Genomic DNA, 10,206 nt, shown 5'->3' with positions numbered 1-10,206 from the left:
AAATCTAGTGAAGCTACATCCCGCTAAAACAAGCCAGAATCAGAAATTCAATAGGGCTTGTTGGAGTGATGATTTCAGGGAAGAGATTATTTTTGGCGCTGGTCAAAAAGTGTAATCAGCCCCTGGACTGCCATCGGTTCCGGTTCCCGATAACACAACACCAATTGCAAAATCATTTTTATGCTCGGCAATCGACTCAAATAACATATCAACAGATGGGCGAGGTGTATGCCTCACATCGGGATAACTTAATAACTTAATTCGGTCGTTTGCAGTGATTTCAATGTTTGAATTAGGTGGGCAAATGTACACTTTATTGGGTTCTATTTGTGCATTATCGATTGCCGTTACCACTGAAATCGTCGATTCTTTTTCGAGCAGCTCTGTCATCATACTCTTATAAGAGGGAGACAAATGTTGCGCTACAACCAAGGCCATTCCACTATCGGTTGGCATATTTGACAGTAACGATTGAAGCGCTTCAAGACCACCGGCACTGGCGCCAACACCAACAACAATTAATTTTGGTGGTTGATTATTGGTGCTTGTTTTCAAATCCGGCTTTTGCTCTTCTGACATTCTTGAACTCCGTTTATAATGCCGTGCATTTTTGTTATATATGACATTTTTTTAGTATAATACAACGAAATAAAATCGATGTAACATGAAAAGAATGTTTATTTTTTGTTAATCGAATCTAATGGCTTAAGCATGTCAATGACTCGCCTTAATTCGTTGTTAACCTGATGAATACTAGCATCGCTATTTTGCTGAAATTGCTCAATAGCGTTCATTAAATCGATAGCACCTATGTTTGCAGCGGCACTGTTAAGTTTATGAAAAAACCGATGCAGTTCAACTTGTGACAACCCTTGATAGCCTGCTAAGTCGAGTGAAGAAACATAAGGCTCGTATACTCGAATAAATGCACTTAACACGCGTAAGTACGCTGCATCTCCCACCCATTCATACACACCGCCACTCAGGTCAAATGACGGATGTTGTGCAAGTTGTGCGATTGAATTGACAAGGTGTTGATTATCACTTGCTAGTGCGGTTTGCTGATGATGTATTGATGAAGCGTCTTGTTGCGGTACCCAAAACGAGATAATAGTGTCGATAAGCAGATTACTTTCTACCGGTTTTTGTAAAAACGCGTTAAACAACGCCGTTTTATCAGATGAGAGATCATTAAGCTCTGTATCGCCCGTTAAGGCAATAATGGGTAACACGTCCAATGAACTGAATTGTCTAATTTGTTGGGTTGCAGAAATGCCATCAAGTATAGGCATTTGAATGTCCATTAAGACAATGTCATAGTGTTTGTGTTTAATTTGCGAAAGTGCTTTTTCACCGTCATCAACGCAATCTATACTGAGCCCAACGTTTTGTAATACCGCTTTAATAACAAATTGCTGAGTTAAACTATCATCTGCTAGTAAAATCGAAGGGACACCATAACGAGCGATGACCTGACTTAACTCTATTTCAATTCGATTTTGCTCAGACATTATGTATCAAGCTATCGGTAAAAAAGCTCATTGTGTCACTTCCATTGTTTTCTTATTATGCTTTATCTTTAGTCATACTATATGATTATAGTCGTTAACATAAGTATCCATTAGATAAATATAAAGTCATCATACCCCCTGTGTCAGGATATATTTAACTTAAAAATTCACATTAAAGGGCAAAAAGTCCCTTTCATTCGCGAATCTTATTAAATATGTTTTTCAAAGAAAGCTAATGTTCTTTTCCACGCAAGCTCAGCATTCGCTTCATCAAAGCGTGCTGTTGAGTCATTATGAAAACCATGATTGGCTTTGTCATACATGTGCATGGTGTAACGCACTTTAGCCGCCATTAAGTCTTGCTCGTATTCTGCCCAGCTTGCATTAACGCGTTCATCAAGTTCGGCTAACTGAATCAATAACGGTGCTTTGATATTGGCTCTTAATGCTTTATCTGCAGGTGTTCCGTAAAACGGCACACCTGCTTGAAATAAATCAGGTTTAGCTGCAGCAAGATAATTTACGATATAGCCGCCAAAACAAAAACCAACTGCGCCTAATTTGCCATTACTGCGGGGATTGGCCTTTAAAAACTCAGCTGCAGCAACAAAATCTTGCTCAATTTTAGTTCTGTCGAGTGTACTTTGCATTTGACGACCTTCATCGTCATTACCTGGATAGCCCCCTAATGGAAACAATGCATCAGGTGCCAACGCGATATACCCCGCTTTTGCTAATCGCCTGGCGACGTCTTCAATGTAGGGGTTTAACCCACGGTTTTCATGCACAACCAATACTACAGGTAAACGCCCTTCTTTATCGTTATCAACATTCATCGGTTCAACCAGGTAACCTCGGCCCTTACCGTGACCTGACGGTGAGTCAAAATTGACATATGTGGCCTTGATATCAGCATCATTAAACGACACTTGTTCAGCGAGGGCATAATTTGGCAATAAAGCTGAGGTTAATACACTCATTGAATACCCTAGTGCCACTAACGAACCAAGCTTTGCGATAAACGTACGTCGATCCATACCGCCATGCGCATAAGAGTCATACCAATCAAACGCTTCTTGCGGAATTGTGTTTAATTTATCTTCTTGCATAAGTTCCCTCTACTTTAGTTATGGTAAGTGGCACATAGTAAGTAAAACAATAACGTAAGTGTGATACGAAGATAAGTTAATTTACGTTCAACACTTATACCATTGCGCATTAATAAGTGACCACTCAGAATGCGTCCAGCGGTTTTTGATTAAGGCGTGCTAACGCGCAATGCTATTAAAACGATGAAGAGTTTGCGATGTTGGCCGCAGCAGAGTCAGACTTATCAATAGCCAATTAAATTTATGCCATAAAAAAAGCCCTGATCATTCAGGGCTCTTTATATCAAGGAAATTACTTACCCCAAGGGTTACTGGGATCAGACGATACAGCTCGGCTTGGTTTAGATGAACTATCGCCATCGCGACGATATGAATTCGATGATTGACCTGCGCCAGCGCGGTTATCATAACCAGAATTCTTACGATTACCTTGCGGCCTACCCGATCCTCTTGGACCAGAAGCATTGCGGTTAGCGTCAAAGTTTTCTGCCGCTTGAGCGTGCATTCTCGCGATAGACTCAAAGGTCAATTCCATTGGCTTACGCGGCATAATGCCTGGTGCAAATCCTCGTTCACGCGGTTTAAGGTCAAACTGTGCACCCACGGCTTTAGGCATACGCTTATAACGGTACAGGTAAAAGTGCTCTACTTTCTCGCGTGCCCATTCCGTTTTTTTCAGAAACTTAAGGCAACCTTCAATCGATGGATTAAGGTTGAAGCATTCGAGTTTCAATGCGGCATATAAAATTTTCCAATCATAACATTCAACCAGCTCTGTGATTAACGTTTCAAGCTTAAGTCCATGTAATGGATTGTTTTGTTGCTCTTCTACCATGGTATTTCCGATGTTGTCTTTGCTGCCAACGTGGCATCTTTGCATATAGTATCAATAAAGCAGCTAATACTGCGACTAAATCTGATGAACTGAGTTCTTTTATAAAATGGCTCACGCTTCAAAAGCCAATATCAACATACTATCTCAGCGGCTGTTTATCAGTTTCAATAAAGCGTATGCCAACTTCATGAGCACTTAATGGTCGATAGAAAAAGTAACCTTGAGCAATATCGCAACCATGCTCGAGCAAATAATCGACTTGCTCTTGCAGCTCAACGCCTTCAGCGGTCACAATTTTACCTAATGAATGTGCCATACTAATCACCGCTTTTACCACAGCTTGATCTTCAGCAGAATCCATTAGGTTGCGGATAAAAGATTGATCGATTTTTAACGTTGTTGCCGGCAAAGACTTAAGGTACGCCAAAGACGAGTACCCGGTACCAAAATCATCAATTGCTACATGTACATCTGCCGAGCGTAATTGCTGTAAAATATCAATTGATTGCTCCGGTATTGCCATTAAGGCTGTTTCAGTAATTTCAAATTTAAACCAACTCGGCTGTGCACCACACTCGTCAATAATCGCCAGCAGTTCCTCAGCTAACAAGATATTCATTAAATCTAACGCCGATAAATTTACCGACACACGTTTAAAATCAAATCCCTTATTATTCCATATCACTAACTGCTCACACACAGTGCTTAACACCCAACGGCTGAGCTCGAAAATTAATCCTGTGTCTTCGGCAACGGGAATAAATTCAGCAGGTGAAATTACCCCTAAATCAGGATGTTCCCAGCGAATTAATGCTTCAAAACCCGATAAACGATATCCAGTTAATTCCATTAACGGCTGGTACACCATAAACAATTGCGAATGTTGTAGCGTCGAAACCTGTAATGCTTGTCGTAAACTTTGTTCTAATAAAAGCCGTTTTTTGTTATAAATGGCCTGCTCTCTATTACAAAATGCGACACAAAATGGCGTTTTTTTAGCCTCATATAATGCAGAGTCTGCCTGACTCAAGATGGCTTCAGCGTCGCGGCCATCTTCAGGGAAGGTACTGATCCCTACTCGGCAACCTAAAATAATGGTTTGCTCTAAAAATTCAAAATGATGTTTAAAGGTATCGATTAATTCAAGGGCAATGATATTTGCCGATGCTGCAGAAGTATTAGGCAAAGAAATACAAAATTTATCACCACCGAAACGCGATACCACATAGTGACCTTTTAAGCCTTTAATGATCCTTTCTGCAGCCTGTTGTAGGATGAAATCACCCGCGCTATGCCCAAAATTATCGTTAATCACTTTAAAGCGCGTTAAATCTAAAAATAGTAACGCCAAAGGTTGGCTACTTTTTTGGCATTGTTCAATTTCATCTTCTAATAACAATTTAAAATAATAACGATTAACTAAGCCCGTTAGCTCATCAAAGTGCGACAGTTGATAGAGTTCATCTTGTTGTTTTTTGCGAGCAGTAATATCGTGAGCAATGCCTTCACAGCCAATGCACTGCCCTGAGGCGTCGTACATAGGACGCTCTAATACTTCAAAACTATGCGGGTTACCGTCTACGTCAAAAACCTCCATATCAAATGGCGGTAAATGCTCTCCGGCTAAAATACGTTTTATATAGCCCGAAATGGCTTTGTTTTTGGGATTATCGGTTAAAAATTTATCATAATAATCACCAAAACCGCTGATCGTATGACCTAATATGTGGGTGACCGACGGGCTAACATAATAAATATAGCCCTCGCGATCATGTTGATAGAATATATATTCATCTTCTAAAGACTCAACCAAACCACGGTAGCGATTCTCGCTGTTAGTCAATTGAAATGTGCGATCTAAAACCAGTTGTTGTAAGTTGTCTTTTAGCCGATTTAATTCGGTATTGGCCTGTTCCGTCTCACGATTAGCTAATAAAAGTGCACGATTATTCAGCTTTGATTGTAGAACTAAAATACTCAGCAATAAAATCAGTATTCCGGCAACCACAGCCAATTCAAACAGCCCTTGGTAATCCTTAGGCAAACTAATATTGGCCCCCCATTGCTCATTAATGGCTTTTATCTCAGTTGCCGTTAACGAGTCGATACCTTTTTGCATAATGCTGGTTAACAATGGATAGTCATTTCTGACAGCAATCGATTCATTGGCATTATTTTTTTCGTAAAATGTTGCCACTTTTAAATCAGCAAACGAATATTTTAGTTGAAAATAATTTGCCGCAGCTAAAAAGCTTATGGCTGCATCTGCATGGCCTGCTTGCACCGCCTCTAATGCTTCACGCATAGTATCGACATAATACGGTGTCACTGAAGGAAACTCTGTCCCTACTTTGTCAGAATATTGATAACCTTTGACCAGTGCGACGGTTTTCCCGGCAATATCACCGCGGTTATTGATTGAGAATTTACTTTTCTTGGTAATGATGACTAATGATTTAAAAACGATTGGAGTGGTAAAAGCAAATTGATCCTCTCGACTTGGTGTTTTAACCATAGTTAACACCATATCAATATTGTGTTTGTGAAAATTAGTCACAATATTTGGCCAACGATATTCATCGTCGATGACGAATGTGATGCCGAGTTTTTTACCGATTAACGTTAATGTATCCACAGCCATACCAACTGGTTGGCCGTGTTCATCAAGAAAACTATAAGGCGGGAAGTAACCATCAACGCCGACGGTAATAGGCTTATGTTCAGCTATCCACTGCAATTCTTGCGCAGTTAACAGATCAATAGCACTGTTTTCGGGCTCATGGATGGTAGGAGCATTAGTATCAGCAGAAACAAGACGAAAAATACATAACAGACATAACAGTACAAGGACAACAGTAATAAAAATATTTCGGGTTTTGTTTAACATTCAACCATTCCAGAGCGGTAAGAGCACGTACTGTCACTTTTTATTAATGTAAGTTTGACACTGGACGTCCAGGAATCAAGTTTAAATTCAATCATATGAGGATAAATCACGATTGATAATCACTCGATATACTCATCCAGTGAAAAAATAAATCAACGATAATAGTAGCTTAAATAGCCAAGCGAAAAAGGCATTACATTTATTATGGTCAATTATTTTATGTTTACTATAAAATTTAATGAAAAAATGCCTCTTAATTAAGCTGTTACTTATTTAAATGTTTGTATTGTGACCAACCACACACAAAAGCCTTCTTAAGAGGATAAAAAAGAGTACTGTCACACGCTATAACGCAACCCAAACAACCTGTACGTTCACCCCGCTGCGCATAATAATTCACCAAAACAACATAGTTACCTGCTGTTATACCTCGCGCGTTAAAATAAGTCATGTCTCAGGACAAGTTAAAAAGAGTTAAACAAGGCGAATAACTGAATAAATACAGTCTTATTTCGACGTCATACAACGCAGTGTATACCCAAACAACCTGAAGATGCTCGATTTCAGCAAGAATTTACACGCGTTTAGGCAAGGCATTGATTGCGGGTAATGGTCGTCCCTTTCCAAAATCAATAACGCAGCATAAACGCGTGTAAAACTTGCCCTTTGGGAGTTTCACCGTGTTCCCCTGATTATTAAATCAAGAGCGTTGTTGCGCTAATTTATAAGGTGCCTACATTACCGCATTAACGCGCCTAGTATTGAAAACACGGCGAAGCTCTGAAACACGGATCTTCAAGTTGATTGGGTATATACCCTTTTAAAACTCGTCTGAAAGGCATAATCCACCACCTAATTCAGTCCTGTCGTTTTACGGAAGCGCGTTAACAAGCTTTCACAACACATAAATGAACGACTGCTCAAAATTAAATTAAACAATCGTTCACTTATGTTTATAGTGTAAAACTTAACGCGTAACTACGCACTGTTGTTATTCAACTTCTAAAAATAGCTTAATGCTATGGGTAAATGTATGGTCCTTATCATCACGTTATTAGGTTTACTTGCTTCTGTAATTGGTCTCAGCCTTTATTTTAGAAAAGTGAAACGTAATCAGACACCTAAAAAAACCGTAGCATTGTATACCGGGTTATTGTTGGGCATTGCTATTGGCAGTTATGGGGTAGTTCTTGCTAGCGCTGAATCAACTGTTGCCATAGTGTTATCAGCACTGCCATTGTTCTTAGCCCTCTTTTTCTTTTCAGTCCTGACATTTTTTCTAATACAGAAAAAACCACCTTTAGGCGATATCAAGATTAAGGTGGGCGATTCTATGTTGCCTTTTAACGTCAAAAACCACTCAAATGAAGACTTTTCGTCAGAACAATTTATCGGTAAGCGTACCCTGTTTAAGTTTTATCGTGGCTCATGGTGCCCTTATTGCAGCGCAGAATTACAGATGTTCGCAGATTTACAACCACAGCTAGATCAATATGGTGTCAATATCATTGCCATTTCTGGTGATACTGTTGAGCAAGCACATCTGCATGTTAAACGCGATGCATTACCGATAACGCTTTTATCTGACCCCACACTTAATATTGTGCGTCAATACGGTGTTGAGCATCACAAAGCTCTCGGGGCCGATTCTCAAAAGGTATATAAATTGTTTGGTTTATCAGTACCAGGTGGGTTTGTGAGTTATCGGTCAATGGCGATACCCACAACAATATTAATTGATGAACAAGGCATTGTGCGCTGGATAGATCAATCAGACGATTATCGTCTTCGCGCCAGCAAAGACAAAGTCCTTGGCGCAGTAAATCGCATATTTAGCTAATTCATACTTCACCAACAACCACACACTATGTGGTTGTTGGTTAATCTCCTAAAACCTTGGAGATAAGTTGATAATAAATCGACAAATGACCACTTCCCTGTATAATCCGCGACCTTATATATTACGACCTATCAGTCTTATTCTCACAATGCTACACCCTAGCCACTTGTCGATAACGATGCTGTACCACTCTATGGAAACTTGTTTTGATATCTACCGCTAATATTACTATGCAGTTTGGCCCTGAGCCGTTGTTTGAAAACATTTCGGCGCAATTTGGCCATGGCAATCGTTACGGCTTAATTGGTGCAAATGGTTGTGGTAAATCCACATTCATGAAAATTCTCAGTGGCGCGTTAGCCCCAACCTCTGGCAACGTATCAATCACTCCAGGTTTAAAAGTCGGTACATTAAGCCAAGACCAGTTCGCTTTTGAAAAATACAGCGTTGTCGATGCTGTAATCATGGGCGACGTCGCGTTATGGAAAGTAAAGCAAGAGCGTGATTTCATATATAGCAAAGCGGAAATGACCGATGAAGACGGCATGCGTGTTGGCGATCTTGAAAGCCAGTTTGCCGAAATGGATGGCTACACAGCAGAAAGTCGTGCAGGTGAAATCTTGCTCGAAGCGGGCATTGAAGAATCATTTCACTTTGGCTTAATGCAACAAGTGGCACCCGGTTGGAAATTGCGTGTGTTATTAGCACAAGCCTTATTTGCCAACCCAGATATCTTGTTACTTGACGAACCCACCAACAACTTAGACATTCATACCATTAGTTGGTTAGCAGAAGAGCTAAACAAGCGTAAGTGCACCATGATCATCATTTCGCACGACAGACACTTCTTGAACTCTGTGTGTACTCATATGGCTGATATCGACTACGGCGAATTACGTATTTACCCAGGTAACTACGAATACTTCCTCGAGCAATCAAGCCTTATTCGTGAGCAGCTATTAGCCGGTAACGCTAAGAAAAGTGCTGAAATTGACGAACTACAAGACTTCGTTAACCGCTTTGGTGCTAACGCGTCTAAAGCGAAGCAAGCCAGTTCACGCGCCAAGAAAATGGATAAAATTAAGCTTGATGATGTTAAATCATCTAGCCGTATTACCCCATCAATTCGCTTTACTGAATCTAAAAAATTACACCGTCAGGCACTCGTGCTAGAAGAGTTAGGCCACGGATTTGAAGAAGTGTTATTTGAACACGGCGACCTCATCCTTGAAGCTGGCTCTAAACTGGCGATTATCGGTGAAAACGGCGTGGGTAAAACCACCTTGTTACGCTGTTTAGTAAACGAGATTCAACATAATCATGGCCGCATCAAATGGTCAGAAAATGCCGCCATTGGTTATTGCCCGCAAGACAGCAGCGCCGACTTTGACAATGACATGACATTATTTGATTGGATGTCGTTGTGGCGTACACCAAAGCATAACGACTTAATGGTTCGTGGCATGCTAGGCCGCTTATTATTTACCGAAGATGACGCCAACAAAAAAGTGCGTAACTGTTCAGGTGGTGAGAAAAACCGCCTATTATTCGGTAAGTTAATGATGATGGACATTAACGTGTTAGTGATGGATGAACCCACAAACCACATGGACATGGAAGCGATTGAAGCATTAAATCAAGCCTTGAAATTATTTGAAGGCACTTTGATTTTTGTTAGTCACGACCGTGAGTTTGTATCATCACTTGCAACGCGGATCATTGATGTTAAAGATAAAAAACTGATTAACTTCCAGGGTACCTTTGATGAATATCTTGCAAGTCAGGCTGAATCAGCAGCTAAAATGTAGTGATTAAGTGTGCAGTGATAACCCTCACTCGCACACCTACAAAGGCCTCCGTTTATGTGGTAACACAACATAAACGGAGGCCTTTTCTATTTAAAGTTTTGTGTTTATCGAACTATTTAATAGCCAGTCTATTTAAGACACTGTGCTATGGCGCCATGACTGTTACAATCGAACATGCTAATGGACAAGCTTGAACAAGCAGTTAATGTCTTACTC

General features: G+C 40.3%; 7 protein-coding genes and 1 pseudogene. 3 read left to right on the top strand and 5 right to left on the bottom strand.

The features are described 5' to 3' along the window. Positions 1–115: pseudogene (locus GQA99_RS03895) on the top strand (ISAs1-like element ISSpu13 family transposase); the annotation flags it as partial. On the opposite strand, the gene GQA99_RS03890 reads toward GQA99_RS03895, so the two are convergent. The 5 genes from GQA99_RS03890 to GQA99_RS03870 all read right to left on the bottom strand — a co-directional run bounded on the left by GQA99_RS03890 (position 103) and on the right by GQA99_RS03870 (position 6,342). Further along, the gene (locus GQA99_RS03890) at positions 103–579 is read right to left on the bottom strand and encodes a chemotaxis protein CheB (protein WP_160052539.1); all 477 of its coding nucleotides are present in this window, start codon (positions 577–579) and stop codon (positions 103–105) included. The pseudogene GQA99_RS03895 and the gene GQA99_RS03890 sit on opposite strands and share 13 nt — an antisense overlap. A 98-nt stretch (positions 580–677) precedes the next feature. Then, the gene (locus tag GQA99_RS03885; protein WP_160052538.1) at positions 678–1,511 is read right to left on the bottom strand and encodes a response regulator; all 834 of its coding nucleotides are present in this window, start codon (positions 1,509–1,511) and stop codon (positions 678–680) included. Positions 1,512–1,720: 209 nt separating this feature from the next. Beyond that, positions 1,721–2,620, bottom strand: coding sequence for a dienelactone hydrolase family protein (locus GQA99_RS03880; RefSeq protein ID WP_160052537.1), 900 nt, complete (start codon positions 2,618–2,620; stop codon positions 1,721–1,723). A gap of 292 nt (positions 2,621–2,912) precedes the next feature. Beyond that, entirely contained in the window at positions 2,913–3,455 is a 543-nt protein-coding gene (locus GQA99_RS03875) for a VF530 family protein (protein ID WP_160052556.1), read from the bottom strand. A 139-nt stretch (positions 3,456–3,594) separates the two neighbouring features. Further along, the gene (locus GQA99_RS03870; RefSeq protein ID WP_160052536.1) at positions 3,595–6,342 is read right to left on the bottom strand and encodes an EAL domain-containing protein; all 2,748 of its coding nucleotides are present in this window, start codon (positions 6,340–6,342) and stop codon (positions 3,595–3,597) included. 1,033 nt (positions 6,343–7,375) lie between these two features. On the opposite strand from GQA99_RS03870, the gene GQA99_RS03865 reads away from it, so the two are divergent. Further along, positions 7,376–8,182, top strand: coding sequence for a peroxiredoxin family protein (locus tag GQA99_RS03865; RefSeq protein ID WP_160052535.1), 807 nt, complete (start codon positions 7,376–7,378; stop codon positions 8,180–8,182). 206 nt (positions 8,183–8,388) lie between these two features. Continuing rightward, positions 8,389–9,990 carry an ABC-F family ATPase gene (locus tag GQA99_RS03860; RefSeq protein WP_160052534.1) on the top strand — a complete coding sequence of 534 codons (1,602 nt, stop codon included), beginning with the start codon at positions 8,389–8,391 and terminating at the stop codon, positions 9,988–9,990. The last annotated feature ends 216 nt before the right edge of the window (positions 9,991–10,206 follow it).

The organism is Shewanella litoralis, assembly GCF_009828585.1.
Classification (GTDB): Bacteria; Pseudomonadota; Gammaproteobacteria; order Enterobacterales; family Shewanellaceae; genus Shewanella; species Shewanella litoralis.
The sequence above is the reverse complement of the archived record's forward strand: the minus strand, read 5'-3'. Positions and strand labels throughout refer to the sequence as shown.

Coding starts and splice junctions, on each gene's coding strand:
- GQA99_RS03870 (WP_160052536.1), bottom strand. CDS start 6,342: ATGTTAAACAAAACCCGAAATATTTTTATTACTGTTGTCCTTGTACTG.
- GQA99_RS03890 (WP_160052539.1), bottom strand. CDS start 579: ATGTCAGAAGAGCAAAAGCCGGATTTGAAAACAAGCACCAATAATCAA.
- GQA99_RS03880 (WP_160052537.1), bottom strand. CDS start 2,620: ATGCAAGAAGATAAATTAAACACAATTCCGCAAGAAGCGTTTGATTGG.
- GQA99_RS03875 (WP_160052556.1), bottom strand. CDS start 3,455: ATGGTAGAAGAGCAACAAAACAATCCATTACATGGACTTAAGCTTGAA.
- GQA99_RS03885 (WP_160052538.1), bottom strand. CDS start 1,511: ATGTCTGAGCAAAATCGAATTGAAATAGAGTTAAGTCAGGTCATCGCT.
- GQA99_RS03865 (WP_160052535.1), top strand. CDS start 7,376: ATGGTCCTTATCATCACGTTATTAGGTTTACTTGCTTCTGTAATTGGT.